This is a genomic window from Candidatus Sulfotelmatobacter sp. (genome assembly GCA_036500765.1).
GTDB lineage: Bacteria > Acidobacteriota > Terriglobia > Terriglobales > Acidobacteriaceae > Sulfotelmatobacter.
Window position 1 is genome coordinate 151,323 of sequence record DASYBM010000015.1, and the last position, 18,730, is coordinate 170,052.

Annotated in this window: 9 protein-coding genes; 6 read left to right on the plus strand and 3 right to left on the minus strand. The window is 56.1% G+C overall.

Annotation, left to right across the window (positions count from 1 at the left end; all coding sequences use genetic code 11):
- Positions 1-35 precede the first annotated feature (35 nt).
- Positions 36-2,372 carry a glycoside hydrolase family 3 N-terminal domain-containing protein gene (locus VGM18_16635; protein HEY3974634.1) on the plus strand — a complete coding sequence of 779 codons (2,337 nt, stop codon included), beginning with the start codon at positions 36-38 and terminating at the stop codon, positions 2,370-2,372.
- Positions 2,373-2,415: 43 nt separating this feature from the next.
- Positions 2,416-4,770, plus strand: coding sequence for a glycoside hydrolase family 31 protein (locus VGM18_16640; protein HEY3974635.1), 2,355 nt, complete (start codon positions 2,416-2,418; stop codon positions 4,768-4,770).
- Positions 4,771-4,820: 50 nt separating this feature from the next.
- Here VGM18_16640 and VGM18_16645 read toward each other — a convergent pair whose 3' ends face one another.
- The 3 genes from VGM18_16645 to VGM18_16655 all read right to left on the minus strand — a co-directional run bounded on the left by VGM18_16645 (position 4,821) and on the right by VGM18_16655 (position 11,793).
- Positions 4,821-5,927, minus strand: coding sequence for a tetratricopeptide repeat protein (locus VGM18_16645; protein ID HEY3974636.1), 1,107 nt, complete (start codon positions 5,925-5,927; stop codon positions 4,821-4,823).
- 73 nt (positions 5,928-6,000) lie between these two features.
- Positions 6,001-7,683, minus strand: a complete 1,683-nt coding sequence (locus VGM18_16650; protein ID HEY3974637.1) for a CRTAC1 family protein — start codon at positions 7,681-7,683, stop codon at positions 6,001-6,003.
- Between the two features lie 81 nt (positions 7,684-7,764).
- Positions 7,765-11,793 carry a carboxypeptidase regulatory-like domain-containing protein gene (locus tag VGM18_16655; GenBank protein HEY3974638.1) on the minus strand — a complete coding sequence of 1,343 codons (4,029 nt, stop codon included), beginning with the start codon at positions 11,791-11,793 and terminating at the stop codon, positions 7,765-7,767.
- A 313-nt stretch (positions 11,794-12,106) separates the two neighbouring features.
- Here VGM18_16655 and VGM18_16660 point away from each other — a divergent pair, with 313 nt between their 5' ends.
- From VGM18_16660 to VGM18_16675, 4 genes are all read left to right on the plus strand, one after another.
- The gene (locus VGM18_16660) at positions 12,107-14,329 is read left to right on the plus strand and encodes a VWA domain-containing protein (protein HEY3974639.1); all 2,223 of its coding nucleotides are present in this window, start codon (positions 12,107-12,109) and stop codon (positions 14,327-14,329) included.
- 149 nt (positions 14,330-14,478) lie between these two features.
- Positions 14,479-16,278 carry a VWA domain-containing protein gene (locus VGM18_16665; GenBank protein ID HEY3974640.1) on the plus strand — a complete coding sequence of 600 codons (1,800 nt, stop codon included), beginning with the start codon at positions 14,479-14,481 and terminating at the stop codon, positions 16,276-16,278.
- A 98-nt stretch (positions 16,279-16,376) separates the two neighbouring features.
- Positions 16,377-17,549, plus strand: coding sequence for a tetratricopeptide repeat protein (locus VGM18_16670; GenBank protein HEY3974641.1), 1,173 nt, complete (start codon positions 16,377-16,379; stop codon positions 17,547-17,549).
- Positions 17,524-18,642 (plus strand): multiheme c-type cytochrome, encoded by a 1,119-nt coding sequence (locus VGM18_16675; GenBank protein HEY3974642.1) that lies wholly within the window; start codon positions 17,524-17,526, stop codon positions 18,640-18,642. The genes VGM18_16670 and VGM18_16675 overlap by 26 nt, the downstream gene beginning before the upstream one ends.
- The last annotated feature ends 88 nt before the right edge of the window (positions 18,643-18,730 follow it).

Here is an 18,730-nt window from a genome sequence, read left to right on the forward strand (position 1 = left end):
TTTAGAAAAACGATTTTTTCTGTAACATGGTCGCCATGCCAAACCGCCGGCGCGCTTTCAGGGTAGAAATTTATCTGATCTTCTTCGTTTTTATCGTTCTACTTCTTCCGTACGGTGTCTCCCAGGAAAATCAGCCGGCTTATCGCAATCCGAATCTCCCCGCCGAAGTACGCGCCGCGGACTTACTGAAGCGCATGACTCTCGAGGAAAAGGTCGATCAACTTGCGGGCGGGCGCCGGCGGGCACGGGCCACAGAAAGCCCCGAGGCAAAACAAATCTTTGAGGCGATGGGCAAGATATATCGCGAAGATTCGCAGGTGAGCCCGCACGATGCTGCCGCTGCGCGTAATGCGGCGCAGCATTATCTCGTCGAGAAAACACGCCTCGGCATTCCCGGGATTTTTCAGGGCGAGGCCTTGCATGGATTCATGGCGTATGGCAGCACAAGTTTTCCTCAGGTGCTGGGTCTGGCCAGCACGTGGGATCCGGGGTTGGTGCAACAAGCCTTCAACGCCGCTGCCGATGAGATGGCTTCCGCCGGAGTGAATCAGGCTTTTTCTCCAGTGCTCGATCTGGCGCGCGATCCGCGTTGGGGGCGGACTGAAGAAACTTATGGCGAAGATCCATATCTAGTTTCGCGCATGGCGGTGGCGGCTATCAACGGTCTGCAAGGCGCTACATGGGTGATTGACCGGCATCACGTGATGGCGACGATGAAACATTTTGCTGCCCACGGCCAGCCAGAGAGCGGCACCAATACGGCTCCGGCTAATTTTTCTGAGCGCGATTTGCGAGAAACATTTCTCGTTCCCTTCCGCGCAGCCGTACAGGAAGCGCACGTGGGCAGCGCGATGGCGTCGTACAACGAAATCGATGGCATCCCGAACCACATCAATCACTGGCTGTTAGATCGCGTACTCCGCCAGGAGTGGGGCTTCCGCGGGTATGTGACTTCAGACGGAAACGGCCTGCAGATGCTGGTTGACACGCACCACGTAGCCGCTGATTTTGGCGAAGCGGCGCGTAAGGCGCTTGCCGCCGGCGTGGACTTCGATCTGTCGGACGGCTCGGTGTACGCCACGCTCGTCGATCAGGTGCGCGATGGGAAGGTGTCCGAAGCTGAAGTGGATCGGGCGGTGCAGCGAGTACTGGAAGCGAAGTTCCGTCTCGGTCTGTTCGAAAATCCTTTCGTCGACCCCGACTATGCCCAGAAAATTACGAATAGCTCTGAGCATCAGGAATTAGCGCTGAAGGTGGCGCAGAAAGCGATTGTGCTGTTGAAGAACGAGGGCAATTTGCTGCCGCTCGATTTGAAGAAACTGAAGACAATCGCGGTAATCGGGCCGAATGCGGCCGATGTTCACCTCGGCGGCTACAGCCGCGACCCGGGACCGGGAAATCAGATCAGCATTCTTGATGGCATTCGCAAGCGGGTGGGCAGCAATGTCAAAGTGCTCTACGCGGAGGGCTGCAAGATCACGACCGGCAAGCAGGGCTGGTCGGCGTGGTACGAAAACAAAGTAACTCTGCCCGACCCGAAGGCCGAAATTGAGAGCATCCGTGCCGCAGCCGCCGCCGCGAGGCAGTCTGATGTGGCCATTGTCGTGGTGGGCGAAAATGAAAGCACCAATCGTGAGGCTTGGTCTGAGCAGCACCTGGGCGATCGCGATTCGCTCGATCTGCTGGCATCGCAGCAGGCCCTGATTCAAGCGATCGTGGAAACCGGCAAGCCAACGGTTGTGCTCCTGATCAATGGGCGGCCATTGTCGATCAACTACGTCAAGGAGCATGTTCCCGCGATTCTGGAAGGGTGGTATCTTGGCGAAGAGGGCGGTACCGCCGCGGCCGGTGTTTTATTTGGCGACGTGAATCCCGGAGGCAAACTGCCGATCAGCTTTCCGCACTCCGTGGGCCAGCTTCCCGATTTCTACAATCACAAGCCCTCGCGCAACCGCAGCTACCTGTTCAACAGCCGCGAGCCTCTATTTGCTTTTGGGTACGGCCTTAGCTATACGCAATTCCACTTTGATAATGTCCGGGTGGAACCGACAAGTATTCGCCCCGCCGCTTCAACCAAGGTCTCGGTTGACATTACGAACACCGGGAATCGTGCGGGAGACGAAGTCGCTCAGCTATATATCCACCAGCGCGTTGCATCCGTGACTCGCCCAGTCATGGAACTCCGCGGGTTCAAACGTGTTAGCCTGGCGCCGGGACAGAAAGTTACCGTGGACTTCACGCTGACTCCTGAAGACCTATCGTTGATCGATGTCAACATGAATCGCGTGGTCGAGCCTGGCATCTTCGATCTGATGGTCGGGCCCAGCTCGGTAGAAACTAGCAGCATTCCGCTCGAAGTGGTTAACCCATAGCTATAGGGCAATTGTTCTAGAACACTGGAGACTCGGTTTTCTCATGAGACAGTCCCCGAAGTTTGCCGTTTTATTCCTGAGTGCCGTTTTCTCTTGCCTGCTGTTCGCTACCAGAGCCCACGCCCAATGGACGGCGATGAATCCGGTTCGGAAAGTTCAACAAGAGGCCGACGGCGTTCTCTTCACCATGGGAACTGGCACCTTGAAAGTACAAGTGTGCTCGGATTCGGTGGTGCGGGTGCTTTACTCGGCCACGGCCACATTTCCAAAACGCACCGATTTCGTCGTGATCAAAGAAAGTTGGCCGGCGACCCACTGGGCAATGCAATCAACCGACGACGCCGTCACTCTGACCACTTCCCTGTTGAAGATTACGGTCACTCGCAAGGATGGTGCCATCAATTACGCTGAGGCTCACGGAGGAGCGCTGGTGCAGGAGCAGTCCCGCAGCCTGACTCCGGAAAAAGTGAATGGCGAAGATACCTACCGCGCCGAATCCTTCATCAGCATCTACGGCTCGCACGAAGCGCTTTATGGCTTGGGCCAGCACCAAGCCGGCGTCTGGAACTATCGAGGAGAGTCTGTTGACATCTCACAGGAGAACAGCAACATTTCCGTGCCCCTGATGGTCTCCAGCAAAGGCTACGGAATTTTTTGGAACAGCACCGCGCGCAGCCGCTTCAATAATCGCTTCGCAAATTACCTTTACATCAGCTCCGAAGTTGCCGAGGTGATCGATTATTACTTTCTCTATGGTCCCGACCTCGACAAAATCATCGCCAGCTATCGCGACCTCACGGGGCAGGCTCCTCTGTTTGGCAAGTGGGCCTACGGATTCTGGCAGTGCAAGAATCGGTACAAGTCGCAGGATGAAATCCTGGGCGTGGCGCGCAAGTATCGAAAACTGCACATTCCGGTCGACAACATCGTTCAGGATTGGTTCTGGTGGAATCGCAAGGGCGAGTTCATATTTAATAAGAATTATCCCGATCCCAAGGCAATGCTGGATCAGTTGCACGGCGAAAACTTTCATCTGATGATTTCGATCTGGCCATTTTTCGAGCCCGGCTCCGCGAACTACGACTACATGCAGAACAAAGGCTGGTTCGTCGACAAATTCAAATACGCGAAGCCGCCCTACCATACCGACGCGATGGCCGTGTATGACGCTACCAGTCCGGAGGCCCGCAAGTATTATTGGGACGAAGTGAACAAGGGCTTATTCAGCATTGGTGCCGATGCCTGGTGGATGGATACGACCGAACCGGAAACCGAAGGCCAGGAAGAAAATATTTTACTGAATCACAAACTCGCGGCGGGGAGCGGAAATCGTTATCTCAATGCTTATCCATTGCTCGACACGCAGGCTGTGTATCAGGGACAGCGCAGCGCGTCGGATGAGAAGCGCGTGTTCATCCTGTCACGTTCCGCGTTCGCGGGATCGCAGCGAAATGGCGTAACCGCCTGGTCAGGCGACATCAATTCGGACTGGCTCAGTTTCCGGCGGCAGGTTCCAGCGGGTTTGAATTTTGCGCTTTCTGGAATTCCGTACTGGACCACTGACATCGGTGGATTTGTTTTCGGCAGTCCGAGCGATCCTGCATTCCGCGAGTTGTTCATCCGCTGGTTTCAGTATGGCACGTTCAATCCCATTCTCCGCGTTCACGGCACGCGCAATCCCGACGAGAACGAATTGTGGTCCTACGGACCCGATGCGCAAACCATTCTGGTGAACTTCGACCGTCTGCGCTATCGCATGCTGCCCTACATTTACTCTCTGGCATGGAAGACGACCAGTGAAGCTTACACGCCAATGCGGCCGCTGGTGATGGACTTTCGCACCGATCCCCGCGCCCAGAATGTCGGCGATCAATTCATGTTCGGCCCCGCCTTCCTGGTGAATCCTGTGACCGAACCGGCGGCGACGACGCGGCAAGTTTATTTGCCAGAAGCGAAGTGGTACGACTTCTGGACTGGATCGACAACTGAGGGACGGCAAACCATTGCGGCCATTGCGCCGCTCGGACGTCTGCCTCTGTACGTCCGCGCAGGATCCATTCTCCCGCTCGGTCCCGACGAAGAATGGTCAACGCAGAAGGCCACCGACCCGATCGAGCTTCGCATTTATCGGGGCGCGAACGGGGATTTCACGCTCTACGAAGATGAAAACGACGGTTACGGTTACGAAAAAGGCGTGTACGCGACGATTCCGTTGCATTGGGACGATGCGGCCCACACCTTAACTATCGGCGACCGCAAGGGACGGTTTCCCGGCATGCTCGAGAATCGGACGTTTCGCGTGGTTCTTGTCGGCGAGAACCATGGAGTTGGGATCGACGCTGCGGACGAGGCAGACAAGGCCGTGCAATACTCGGGAAAGCAGATCGTGATTGAATAATGACGCCCAGTAATCCCTTCCAATAATCCCGTCGCAGTGATCTCGAAGAATTATTTTCCCGGGCCCTGAGCCTGTTGTTTTGCCGTGATGCTCTCCACAATCTGCCGCTCTTTGGCTCCGTCATCGGGGCGATGCAGACGATAGTATAAAGTTGCCAGTTCGACGTGCGGCTCGAGCCAGTTGGGATCGTCTTTCACCAGCAATTCCAATTCTTTCGCCGCGGTTTCGTAATCTCCCGCCGTGCTCTTGAGCATCGCATCTTCGTAGCGCGCCATCGAGTCTATAGGCTTGAGCCGTAGCGCGCGATCAAGGTAGCCCTTGGCCTCAGCAATATCGCGGCGCTTGTAAAGAATAGCTCCGAGATAAAGATTGGCCTCGAAATCGTCGGGGTTGGTTTTAAGCGCCTCGCGAAAGGCAGCCTCGGCGTCTTTCACGTCTCCGGTCTTGTCTCTGGCTGTGCCAATGAGCGTATATAGTCCGGGGAGTGAGGGTTTCAGGCGAAGCGCTTCCTCAAGATCCTGGCGCGCCGGTTCGTAGTCATTTAACTCTAGCAGCGTTGCCCCCGCGATCATGTAGGAATCCGCGGCAGAAGTTGCCTTGGCAACTTTCTCCATACGTGCCACTCCTTCGCGCCGCCGGCCTTTGGTGTCGATCAGCGCAGATGCAAGAACATATTCAAAATCCATATTCTGTGAATACCTGCTTTCGAGAGGTTCGAGAAGAGTGAGTGCGGCTTCCGTCTTGCCGGTTCGCAGATCGCTGTCCCCTAACAGAATCGTGACACGCGCCTCATTGGGCTGGGAGTCGTGAAGGATTTCGAATTGTTCGCGGGCGTGTTCGAAATCACCTTTCTTGTAATAGGCGAGAGCGAGGTTCAGCAGGACGGGATTCTTGTCCTTGATCGAGGTGAGGGAGGCGCGGTACATCGCAATCGCTTCGTCGAACTGGCCCACGTGTACCAGTGCGGCGCCGAGATTCACCTTGGCCTGAACGTCGTTAGGTTGCAGCTCGATTACCTTTCGATAGTCGCGGATCGCTGCGGAGAAATCGCCGCGCTGCTGCTCATCGATCGCACGACTGAGAAGCTGGTCGGGATTCGCGTCCTGCGCCGCGACGATGGTCGGAAACAGAGCAACAAACAATATTACGGCTCGCATGTTTAACAGGATATAGCAGTCTGAGTCCTCGATTAAGTGGAACGTTTAACCCTCAATTTCGCGAAGCCGAATGCTACTTTGCGGACTCGACCACTTTCAACACTTCGTCAGCAGGGATATTTTGAAGAGTCTGAATGATGCCTGAAGGCCAGTGAATCTCAACCAAGTCCACGCGACTCTCGGGGCCAAGGCCGAAATGCACCGGTCCATCGCTCGATGAGGCGTAGCCCACGCTGGTCGTCATATGGTTGTATTGTGCGCCAGCCTTGGTCACAATCTTAATGCGTGCCCCAATGCCGTCGCGGTTGCTCTTGGTTCCCTCCAAATTGATATCGAGCCAATGGCCGGACTTTTCGCTGCGGTTCATCCAGATTTCGGCATCCTTCCCAATCGCGCTGACGACGACATCGACTCGCCCGTCGCCATTGAGGTCGCCGAAGGCGCAGCCCCGATGGCGGGCGGGAGGAGCCGACGTGAACCCGGCTTCTTCGGTCAGGGATGTCCATTTACCACTGGCGCCGAGATTGCGGAAAATAGTGTTCGGCTGATCGACGGGCTGGCCGGGCTGGTTCAGCGATTCGACGTGGCCGCGGCTTACGAATAAATCTTTCCATCCGTCGTTGTCGAAGTCATAGAGTGCCGCGCCGAAGCCGGACATTTGCCGACTGGGATCGCGCATTCCGCTCTGGGTAGTGACTTCGTGGAAGTCGCCCTTGCCGGTGTTCTGGAAGAGCGGAAACGTCTGGTTGTTCAACGCAACGAATGCTATGTCGGGATAGCCGTCATTATTGAAGTCGCGAAAATCCAGGCCCATGCCTGAGATGAACGCTCCGTCTTCGGTAAGGGCAACGCCGGTCTCGAAAGCAACTTCCTCGAACTTGTTTCCCATGTTGCGGAAGAGCGAGTTGTACGACGCGTCGTTGGTGACGAACAGATCGGGGCGGCCGTCGAGGTCGTAATCCGCCATGCCGACGCCCATTCCCTTGCCGACATGAGCGCGAAGGCCCCATTCTTTCGAAACATCCTGAAAGGTGCCGTCGCCTTTGTTCAGAAATAGCTGGTTGGGCTGCCCTTTGTAGAATTTTGGACTACAGTAGTCGGCAATGCCGCCAATCGCGCAGAGCGGCTTGTCGGAGTAATTCCACTGCATGTAATTCACGACGAATAGATCGAGCCAGCCGTCATTGTTCACGTCGACCCAGACGGCCGTGATCGCCCAGTACGCGCCGAACTCCGGGTCGGGACGATTCAAGCTGTCCTCCAGTCCCGCTTTCACGGTCACATCGGTGAAAGTGCCATCCCCGTTATTGTGGTAGAGCGTGCTGTGGTGCAGCCCGGCGACGAACAAATCTGGATGGCCGTCGTTATCATAGTCGGCGGCCGCAACACCCATGTCGTAGCCGGAACCCGCGAGGCCCGCGGCGTCGGTTACATCAGTGAATAGGCCCTTGCCATCATTGCGAAAGAGGCGGTTGCGATATTTTGGCGAGTCTTTCTTGAGCGTGGAGATGCTGGCGCCGTTGGTGAAAAAAATGTCGGGACGTCCGTCGCCGTTGTAGTCGAAGACGGCGACTCCGCCAGGCATGGTCTCGGGGGCATTGCGAGCCGGCGTTTCGTCGTTCTCCAGCCGGAATGGAATTGTCTTTAACTCGAAACGGATAGGACCAGGCGCGGAGGCTCCGGGGAGCAGAATAACCGCGGCGCAGCTCAATGCCGAAATCGAAACAATTCGTCGAGCCCACCCGGGAGAAAGCATGCGCGTTCAGAAAACTCGCGTTCAGAAAAATTAAGGGGTGGCTTGCGCCACCCCGGATGATTCTATCTCGTTCACCGCGGTCTAGAAGTAGTACTTCACGGCGAACGTCAGCGTCCGGCTACCGGTTTTGAACTTCGGTATGCCGTTCGTGGTGAGGTTCGTATTGGTCGGGCTGATGCCCGTGACCTTGGCAGCGCAGGTTGTGCTGGTGTTGTTGGCGGTGTCCACCATTCCTTTGGATGCGAGCCACGTGCACTCGTTTCCATCGCTCCCCAACGCCGTATTCGAGATCGGTACTTCATAGTGATTGGTGAAGTTCAATTCCTGATCGCTGATGCCCGCCAAACCGAATTGGCGGAGTGGATGATTCAGGAAGTTGACGGCCGAGATGCGGAACTGCAACTTCTGCCGCTCGGTGATCTGGAAGTTCTTGAACAACGCCAAATCGCTGTCAAAGTAGGCCGGCCCTCTCATATAAGGCCATTCCAACGGACCCTGTTGTCCATAAGCCGGGAAACCGAAGCACTGATCATTGAAGGACTGACCGGACTTCAGGTTCTTCGACGGATTGCAGGTCAATGTTGGCATCAGGAGATTGTAGGAGTTTGAGCCGAACCAGTTGGCAGCGTTGACATTGGTCGCGTACAGCGAATTCGGCAGATGGATGGAGTTATCGGGGAGATCCGGCGCACCGGCCACCGGATAGGTCAACGCAACTCCGGCATTGTTGATATTTAGATTGTTAACGATATTGGGCTCGAGGGCGGCACCGCTCTGGTAGGTGGTGTAACCGGAAAGCTGCCATCCATTGACCGCTCCCCCTAGAATCGGATTGCCGTGAAGGAACTTGGGCATGTTCCACACATACGAAAAGTTCAGAATGTGCGTGTGATCATACGCCAGCGGCATGTAGTTGTTCCGGATGTTGAAAGGATCGACCACGCTTCCATTTCCGGGTCCGTTGTCGGTTTGCCCGTCCACGATACCCAGCACCTTCCCGAAGGTGTAATTGGTCAGGAAGGTTACGGGACCCGATTGTTTTTGCCACGAAACCTGCAGCGAGTTGTAGTTCGCAAAACTGCCGTGATTCAATAAGTAGATATCCTGGTAGGCATTCAGCGGACGATAGTCATTGGAGTTGAAACCCAAATTGTAGTAGGTTCCAGCCGTTTGCGGCCCAGTAATCGGTGAAGTTTGAATGATCCGATTGCAATCGGTCGCCCAGAAATTGGGATCGCTGTTAGCGGCCGAATTGCACGGGAGCGGGCTGGGTGAGGTAATGGCTGGTTGGCAAACTTGATTATTAACGCAAAGCGTCTTGAGCGGATCGGGAAGGAACAGCGAACCCGGAATAATGTTGTTTAGGTCCTGCAATTTGCCATTCGATCCGTTGATCCATTCATTTTGGCTCTTGTTCCCTACATATGAGACTTCCAGAACCGATCGCCACGGAAGTGCCTGTGAGACCGTGACGTTCCAGTTCATGGTCAAAGGAGTCTTGTTGTCCCCCGCCTGAAGCGCAGAGATGCTGGCCCCGTTTTGCGCGACGGACGACGGGGGTGTGAACCCGTTGCATCCAGCGCTGCCCGGCGAGCAATCGATCTGTGCATACCCGCTGGCGGGGACTCCTGAAACATACCCGGTGCTCCCCGGCGTTGTGAATGTGAACGATCCCTCAGGCCCGGTAGCGGCGTTGGCTACCTCCGTGGATACTTGATAGTGGAATACGGCAAATCCAGAACGTAGCACCGTCTTGCCGGTTCCGAAGATGTCGTAGGCCAATCCGACGCGCGGCTCGTAGTAGAACAATGGCGATGGGAAGCCAGACAGCGGAACGCTGCTGTTCAGTTGGTGCCATAGCAAACCAGCGTTGTCGGCGGCAGGCGTAATGGTAACGCCGCAGTTAGTCACGGAGGGGCCTGGCGTGCAGCCAGTGGACGCGGCGGTGCCGTATTTGATGCCGTTGTTTTGATAGGTGGCTGGGTTCCAGACCTGGAAGCCCTGCGGAGTTCCATACCACTGACCGACGTGATCAAAACGCAGGCCGTAGTTCAGCGTGAGTTGGCGGTTCGCCTTGAATGAATCCTGAGCGTAAAGCGACCATTGATGGAACTTGAGGTCGTTCGTCGGGAACGAGCTCACTTGCTGATAGCTGGCCGTTTTCCCTAACAAGAAGTCGGCTACCACGTTGCCCGAACTGTTGGGGCCCCACCCCAGGTTGTAGTTGCCATTGTCGCTTACCCCAAGGCCGCCACTGGACTGGATGTTCTCGCTCGTGTCCCAGTAGAAGCCGGCTTTCAGAGTATGGGAGCCAATGACTTTGGTAAAGTTATCGTAGAGCGCCGGGTCTCTCTTGATAGCGCCGAAAGCATTGCCCTGGAACCCGCCATCGAACGAGAACTCTTCGATATTCGGGAAAGCTCCGCCCCAGGGACCCTGGAAGTTCGGGATCTGGGCGGTGGTGTGGCCAAACAGGCCGGTTACATTAAACCCGATTTTGGTGCGATCGACGGCAGCGGGATTCGTGAGTGTGCTGGGGTTAATATAACGCGCCAAGGTGAAGACAAACTCGTTGGTCGTCGTGGGACTGAACACGTGCGTAAAGTTTGACATGATCTCTTGCGAGGTCGTGGCCGCGACGACATTTGAGGGATACGGCAAGGTCCACGGTGGAGTCCACCAAACGCCAATCGGGTGCTGATCGTTTTCGATCTGCCGGGTGTAGGAGACCGTCAGTTTGCTGTTGTCGCTGATGGCGTAGTCAACTTTACCTGTGGCTTCCCACCGGTTCTGGGGAACGGTGCTGATGTACTGATAGTTGTTCCAGCCATTTGAACCCGAAGGCGTGATATTCGCCTTCGGCATGAAGTTCAGGATGGGAAGCACGTTGGGATCGAACGCAGCAGAAGTGAAAGAACTCGCCCCATTGTAAGCGTATTGCCAAACGCTCTGGAGTTGCGCCAAAAGCGTGGTTGATTGACCGTTTACCGTTTCCGGCGTCGTGGGACTCAAGCCGTTGATCGTGGTATTGCTGAAGTCGCCTGTTTTCTGCTCGACGGTGGGCACGTTGAAATTCACCGGGGTGGCAGCCGGATGCTGGTTCATGTATTCATAGCCAGCCCAAAAGAAAAGCTTCTTGCGGTTCTTATTGAAACCGAGACCCGGTATGAGGATCGGACCGCCGATGTTGCCACCCATATAGTAAAAGTGCTCGGCCGGATTGGTCAGGCCTTGACTGGCGCTATAGGCATCGACTGAATTAAGAGCGCTGTTGCGGGCGTACAAATATCCTTCGCCGTGGAACTGATTGCCGCCGCTCTTGCTGAAAGCCTGGAAAATCACCGGGCCTTTGGCGTATTCAGCGCTGTAAGAAGACATCAAAACTTTGACTTCGGAAACCATGTCCTGATTGATGTTGGCGATCTGCGTGCCGGCGTTGCCGGGATCGACCAGGTTGGCGCCATCAAGCATGAACGCCATCGAACCGTAGGGCTGCGTGCCATTCGACGAGTACGCGCCCACTGGACCGTTATTCGTGCCGACTACCTTATCGTTAAACCCGGATCCTTGGGTGAGACCGTTGGTCAAAGCCATGCCGGGCATGACCTTCAGCAATTCGCCCGCGTCGCGACCCAAGATCGGAACATCCTCAATCATTGACTCATTTAGGGTAGTGCTAACCTCGGAATTGTCGGGGATGACAACGTCAGCCCCCGCCTTGATTTCGACCGTTTCAGTGACCTGGCCGACCTCAAGCTTGATGCTGGGCAAAGTGCGGCTGTCGCCTTGATTGAAGACGATCCCAGTCTGATCCCAAGACTTAAATCCGGGAGCCTCAATGTGCACGCTGTAGGTTCCAGGCTGAATAGCCGTAACGGTGAAGTAGCCCGAACCGTTCGATACCGTAGTACGAACGTCACCCGAGGCTTGATTCTTCATCGTGACTTTTGCATTCGGGACGACCGCGCCCGCGGAATCGGTTACCGTGGCACTCAGAGTGCCAGTGAGCTGCTGCGCGAAACAGGCCGACGCCAGCAGGATGACAAACAGGATCGAACCTGCCACGCCGATCATCCTCTTCAAAGCCGAGACCTCATAATTCAGACTCATTGCCCCTCCCCAAGTTTGCATGGAACTCTTTCCCCAGAAATCAGGCCTCAAAACTCTCTCGCCTGATCTCTCTCCCCCGCAGCTGAAAGTCCCCAAGTAAACGCCCGTAACCGATTACGTAATGGTTTCGTACTACGCCAAGGACGACGCACGTTACCGCCTATCGTCAAGAACTGTCAAGAGAAAAAACGATTTTTTAAGGAAAACGTGCAAATTCTGCACATCAGGGGTAAACTGGCGCTCTGGATCGGGCTTTAATCGAAGGAAAAAACCGCTAACTGGGACGCACGGCGGGGACTTCTGAGGTGGGTGTATGCCTGCACGAATCCTTCTTGTATTTGCCTTGAACGCCTTGATTTCTCTCCCCATGCTTTGCCAAGCCAGCCCTCCTGCCACCGCTGAACAAGAGCGCCCGGTGATTCATAGCAGTACGCGGGAAGTGCTTCTCGACATGGTCGTCCGCGACAAACATCACCACGCAGTGACCGATCTTCGGCCGGAGGAAGTGGAAGTCTACGAAGACGGGGTCCGGCAGAACATTAGGGTTTTTCGCAGCATTCGAGGCAGCGAGCAACTAGAGACCGAACGAAGCGCAGCCAGCGCTGAGAGCACGGCCGCAGCCAAAAGCGGCGAGATTCCTCGCCCTCTGAATTCCATGCGACAGGTGAACTTTGTATCGGTTGTGTTCGCGGAGATTGCTCCACTGAATCTGGAGTTCGCGCGGCGTGCGGTGCAGGAGTTTCTCAACAGCGACAATCTGCCAAACACCTACATCACGATCTACCAATTGAATCGCACTTTGCAGCTGATGCAGCCCTATACCAGCGATAAAGATTTGCTGGCGAAGTCCGTCGAAGCAGCTACGAAAGGCTTGAAAGGAGGGGGAGGGCCGGGTATCACGTCGACCGTAGCCAGCAGCGCTCTGGCAACGCTGAACGCAACCACAGAGAACATTCTTGCGTCTCCCGCCACAGGGGCGGCCACTACACAAGCGGCCCAGGCGGCGCTGGACAATCCGCTGGCTGCGATCGCTCGTGATCCGCTATTTGCAGCCAATGCCGCATCCCAGGATGTTTCCATCCAACTGGGCAGCGCAATGCTCGCTCAGGCCGCGTTGGTCAAAGGGCTGCGTTTCTCGACCAGTCTTTCCGACGGCATGGACGCCATGGATTCGCTGCATCAACTGGTTCGCAGTGAAGAATTGTTACCGGGCCGCAAGGTAGTGCTCTACCTGGCGGACGGATTGACTTTTCCCATGAACCGGCGTGATGCCGTCGACAACCTGATCAGCTACGCCAACCGCTCCGGAGTCTCCTTCTATACCATCGACACCCGCGGATTGAATGTGGAAGATCCCATGATGGACGCTCTGGCAGCGCAACGTCGCACCGGAGCCGAGAGTGTGGCGGCAGTGGTCGATCCTATCAACGCGCACCGCGAAGACGATGACGTTCAGTTGACCGCAGTCGCGAGCGGCCAGCTCAACATGCGGGAACTCGCCGAATCGACCGGCGGATTCGCAGTCACCAATACTAACGAAATATCCCTGCCCATGCAGCACATGATGGAGGACATTCGTACCCATTATGAACTGGCTTATGCTCCGACTTCGACCAATTACGATGGGCACTTCCGTAAGATCGAAGTCAAGATCAGCCGCCCCAAGGTAACCCTCCAGACTCGAAAGGGCTATTACGCCGTGCCGGACTTGAATGGAGAGCCGTTGCAACCCTACGAACTGCTGGCGTTGAATGCCATGAAGGCACGGCCGGTCTCTTTTGAGTTTCCCTATCAGATTTCTGCCATGAAGTTCCGGCCGCACGAAAATGCGGTGCAGTACGAAGTCGCGTTTGAGATTCCGCTCTCCGGTATCAAACCCGTTCCGGATAGAAAGACCGGTGAACTCCGCGTACGCGCGGCTTTGGTCGCGTTTATTCACGACTCCACGGGAGAGATCGTGAAAAAAGTAAGCCGCGAGGTGCTTCGAAAGGTAGCGAGTGCAGACGCCGCGCAACTGCAAAGCGATCGCATTCTCTACGCTGAACCCGTCGACCTGCAGCCTGGGCACTACGTCATCGAGACGGCGGTGACCGATGAAACGACCGGCAAAACATCGACCAAAAGTGTTTCTCTGTACGTCGACCCGGGCAAGAATCTATCGCTGAGTTCTCTCGGATTAGTGCGTCGTTTCGAACCTCTGACTGGGCCGCCCCGCCCGCTGAGTCCCTTCGAGCTGGAGAATGGCCGCGTGACTCCCACACTTGCCGATTCCGTACCCGGAAACCCGGTCAGCCTGTACTTCGTTGTCTATCCCGCCAAGCACCCAGATGGCGAAGCCCCGAAAGTCACCTTGAAACTTCTGCGCGACGGTAAGGAGATCGCGTACAAGCCCTTGAATTTGGACCAGCCCGGGCCCGATGGATCGATCCCCATGCTGGTACAGCTGACTCCCGGCCCAGGGCAATGCGACGTTCTGGTCACAGCAAAGCAGGGATCGTCCGTTGCGGAGTCAAGCCTTTCTGTGAGAATCGAATAAGAGGATCGAGAAAGCGGTTAACGCTGTTTCCGATTCGGGGCTACATACCCTGATAGCGAATATTGACATTTGATCAATCGCGACCTGGGGTAAAATTACGCCACTGGTACAACTCGTCGGCAGCTGGGGATTGCATGGTCGTATCGGTCTTGCTCCAAGCACGTGTTCTTCTCCTTACAGCCGCTTTGTGCGTGGGCACGGTCGGCGCGCAGATCACGATCATGGGATCGCAGGCTCCCGATACTCTCGATCCTCATCTCGATCCTCAAAAAGTTGATTCGCAGACGGCAGAAGCCAGCGACCTTGTCTTCCGCCAAAACGTGCGCCGAGTGGTGGTCGACGTAGTCGTTTCAGACTCGAAAGGTAAGCCAGTTTCCGGGCTCACCGCCAAAGACTTCTCGATCGCCGAGGACGGCAAGGCTCAGCCGATTCGTAACTTCGACGTCCATGACTTCGATCTGATTTCAGACTCTTCTCTCAAAGCTCCCAGTTCCCTTCCGCTCAACACTTTCGTGAATGTTCCCGATGGCCCGGAACGCGGACCGCTTTATGTTTTGCTTTTGGACCTTCTCAATATGGAGGTCGACGACCAGCCCGCGGCGCGCCAGCAACTGCTGAAGTTCGCCCGCAGCAAGCCGTTGGGTACCCGCTTCGCCGTCTTCGTTTTGAGCGATGGCCTTTATCTGCTCCAGGGTTTTACCGAAGACCGCAACCGGCTCGCCGATCTGCTCGATCCTAAAAATTCCCATTCTCATTTGCCGCGAATCTTTTTGTATGCCGATAACTTTCGACCGGCGATTTCAACCCCAATGGCGCTCATGAAGATCGCGCAATTCCTGGCGGAGCTTCCGGGACACAAGAATGTGATCTGGATTTCGGCGTCGTTTCCTTCGGCCACCATGCCCAGTTCCGATCCCGGCAATGAGGGCCTCAGCATCAGCGATCAAATCAAGGAAACGACCGACGCGCTGGCTCGCGGACAGATCGCCGTCTATCCCATCGACGTTCGGGGCGTGGCCGGGACCGGCGCCTCGGCCTCAGATGTGTCTAGCCGTTCGAATGCCTCTACGAGCAACAGCGCCGACTACGCTTTGAACGCCCGCCACATGACCGAAGAGGAAATCGCGGACGCGACTGGGGGCCGCGCCTTCTACAACACGAATGACCTGGCCAGCGCACTCACCGAAGCGACCGAAACCGGCGCCCACTATTACACGTTGACTTACTCTCCCAGCAATCAGAACTACGACGGAGGGATGCGTCATATTCACGTCGCACTGGCCAACCGCGGCTATCGCCTGGCCTATCGTCACTCTTATTTTGGAAATCCCTCGCCGCCGCCAGAGCCCGCCAAGGCGCTTCACCCGGCTTCGGACCTGGAATCGGTGCAAACGGCGCAGCCAGCCGATTCGTTGTATCCCAACATGCAGCATGGCGCTCCGCTCGCTCATCAACTACTATTCCGCGCGCACATTCACGCCGTGGCTCCGCCCCGAAAAGCCACGCCTCAACAGATGGCAAATCTGGCCGATCAAGCCTCTTATTTTCGTGCTCGCAGCCAAAAGCATCGTGACAAATCACTTCGTCCCATTCAACTACAGACCTATGAAATCGATTACACGGTCGCCGCTCGCTATCCCGCTTTGGAGATAGCCGCCGCAGCTTTTGACGAGGACGGAAAAATGGTAAATGGCATGGTCCAGCGCGCCGCCCAAGACCACGACCAAATCTTCGCTGGAACCAGACGCGATGGCATCTATCGCATTCAACAGCATTTCGATGTGCCCATGTCAGCCGTCTCTGTGCGACTCGGGGTGCGCGATATCGCGACCGACAACGTCGGAGCGGTAGAAGTGAACCTGCCGCTCGATCCCGAGCCAACCACCGAGGCCAAGATGCACTCGGATTCCTCCCATGCTTCCGATCAGGCCGGTTCAACGCAGCAGTAGCGAAGCTGCCATCTCACAGGTTCCGTCGTATCCGGGAATCCGCCCTTTCCAGCATGTTATATTCCTCTTCATCGAGTAAAGCCGTGGGATTTGGGGAAATGACCGCAATCAGGGGCTGGGTAAGGCGATTCAGTTATTGCGCTTTTCTCTTCGCGTCGCTCATTTTGGCAAATTTCCAGCTTTCCTCGATTGCCACAGCCCAGATTGCCGATGCCCAAACGAATTCCGCCAGATTTTCCGATATCGCTTCGAAAGCCGTAGCCGCCCGCGACGCGAACGATATTCCCGCCGCGATCGAACTCTACCAGCAAGCCTTGAAACTCAATCCGAAATGGCCAGATGGATGGTGGTTCCTGGGTTCTCTGCAATACGCATCCAACGCGTACGCGCCCGCCCGGGATGCCCTTTCGCACTATCTCGAACTCACTCCCAACGCCGCGCCTGCATTAGCCATGCGCGGACTCTGCGAATTTGAGATCGGCGACTATCAGGCATCCCTCACGGATATTCAGCGGGCTCTTGCAAATGGCGCTGCCAATCAATCCCGTAACGAGAAAATTCTTCGCTACCATGAAGCCCTGCTGCTGACTCGAACCGGCCGCTTCGAAGAGGCTCTGCGAAGCTATGCCTTTTTCGCCAAAGATAAAAATGACGACTCCAACCCTGAACTGTTAATGGCGATGGGACTGGCAGGCCTTCGCACGCCACTGCTCCCGAGAGACTTGCGGGCAGATCAGCAGGAACTGTACATCAGCGCCGGCAAGGCCGCCTTCGATTTCATGAAAAAAGACACCGAAGCCGCGCGGGTGGACTTCCAGCATCTCTTCGAGCGCCTCCCCGAGGTGCCCAATGCTCATTATCTTTATGGCTATTTGCTCTACGCCACCGACCCTGACGCGGCCAAAGTTGAACTCAAAAAAGAGTTGGAAGTCGATCCCAAGAGCGCAGTCGCAGAGGTAATGCTGGCCTGGATTCCCCTGCTGAAGAATGACGGCGCCGAAGCCCTGCCCTACGCCCGTCGGGCCGTTGCAGAGGATCCTTCACTTTCCAGCGCTCAACTGGTGCTCGGCCGCGCGCTCACCGAGACGGGCGATCCAAAGGGCGGCATTGAGCATCTGGAAAAAACATTACAGGTACAGCCCGATAATCTTGAAGTCCATTTGGGGCTGGCTAAGGCGTACTCAAAATCCGGCCGCAAAGAAGACGCACGGCGCGAGCGCTTACTGTGCGTCGAGATGACGAAGAATGATCAGCCGGCCACGCATCCTTAACCCGTTCGCGCAAATCGCGATTTTCGTCGCCGCGATCTCGGCCGTTTCTCCGCTGGCGGGCGCGCAAGGCAAGACCGAATCCGCATGCGTGTCGTGCCACCGCGCACGCTCCGAGACGCAGCCGCGCACGCCGATGGGGCGGGCGATGGAACTTCCCGCCGAGAATCCAACGCTGCACGCACATCCTAAACTCACAGTTCGCAAAGGCCCGTACACCTATACCGTCGAAACCCACGGCGAGCAGAGCATATACAACGTGAGCGATGGCGCGCGCACGATCTCAGTGCCCATTCACTACAATTTTGGCGAGGGCGCGCAGACCTGGGTTTTGGACTACAACGGGAAACGCTATGAGAGCGCGGTCAGTTATTATCCGTCGATTGCGGGGCTCGATTTCACTACCGGCGATGAAGACTTGAAGCCGCGAAATCTCGAGGAAGCCATCGGACGTCCCATCGAACTCCGCGAAACCAAAGTGTGCTTCGGTTGTCATACGAGTAACGCTGTCACCAACGGCGAGATGAGGTATGACACAATGCGCCCCGGCGTAACCTGCGAGCATTGCCACGCCGGCACCAGTACTCACATCGCCGACTCGTTCAACAACGATTTCAGTTCCACCCCGCCCGATATCCGCAAATGGTCTTCGGAAGACATCTCGAATTTTTGCGGCCAGTGTCATCGCAGCTGGGAGACGGTAGTTCGCAATCATTGGCATGGTGAACTGACGGTACGCTTCCAACCCTACCGTTTGGCCAACAGCAAGTGCTTCGACGGCACGGATCCCCGCATCAGTTGCATTGCGTGCCACGACCCTCACCAGGACGTTGTCGTCCAGGATTCGTCTTATGACCGCCAGTGCCTAGCCTGCCACTCCGTTCCGTCGGCGCCGGCAGCTTCTTCCGTTCCCATAGCCAGCGAGGTCGAGACGTCCGTTCAGAACAACGGGCCGATCCATGCAAAAATATGTCCCACGGCCAAATCGGATTGTGTGAGCTGCCATATGCCCAAAGTCAAATTGCCGAACGGCCTCATGACCTTCACCGATCACGAGATCCGGGTCGTAAAGCCGGGAGAGCCCTTTCCCAACTAAGCGGAACGTGAAACAACTGGTTAATCGAAAGACTCCACGATCGTCCGATTTCCCATATTTGCTCGGTCCGAATATGGATGTAGAATAG

Coding starts and splice junctions, on each gene's coding strand:
- VGM18_16660 (HEY3974639.1), top strand. CDS start 12,107: ATGCCTGCACGAATCCTTCTTGTATTTGCCTTGAACGCCTTGATTTCT.
- VGM18_16635 (HEY3974634.1), top strand. CDS start 36: ATGCCAAACCGCCGGCGCGCTTTCAGGGTAGAAATTTATCTGATCTTC.
- VGM18_16640 (HEY3974635.1), top strand. CDS start 2,416: ATGAGACAGTCCCCGAAGTTTGCCGTTTTATTCCTGAGTGCCGTTTTC.
- VGM18_16650 (HEY3974637.1), bottom strand. CDS start 7,683: ATGCTTTCTCCCGGGTGGGCTCGACGAATTGTTTCGATTTCGGCATTG.
- VGM18_16675 (HEY3974642.1), top strand. CDS start 17,524: ATGATCAGCCGGCCACGCATCCTTAACCCGTTCGCGCAAATCGCGATT.
- VGM18_16670 (HEY3974641.1), top strand. CDS start 16,377: ATGACCGCAATCAGGGGCTGGGTAAGGCGATTCAGTTATTGCGCTTTT.
- VGM18_16645 (HEY3974636.1), bottom strand. CDS start 5,927: ATGCGAGCCGTAATATTGTTTGTTGCTCTGTTTCCGACCATCGTCGCG.
- VGM18_16655 (HEY3974638.1), bottom strand. CDS start 11,793: ATGAGTCTGAATTATGAGGTCTCGGCTTTGAAGAGGATGATCGGCGTG.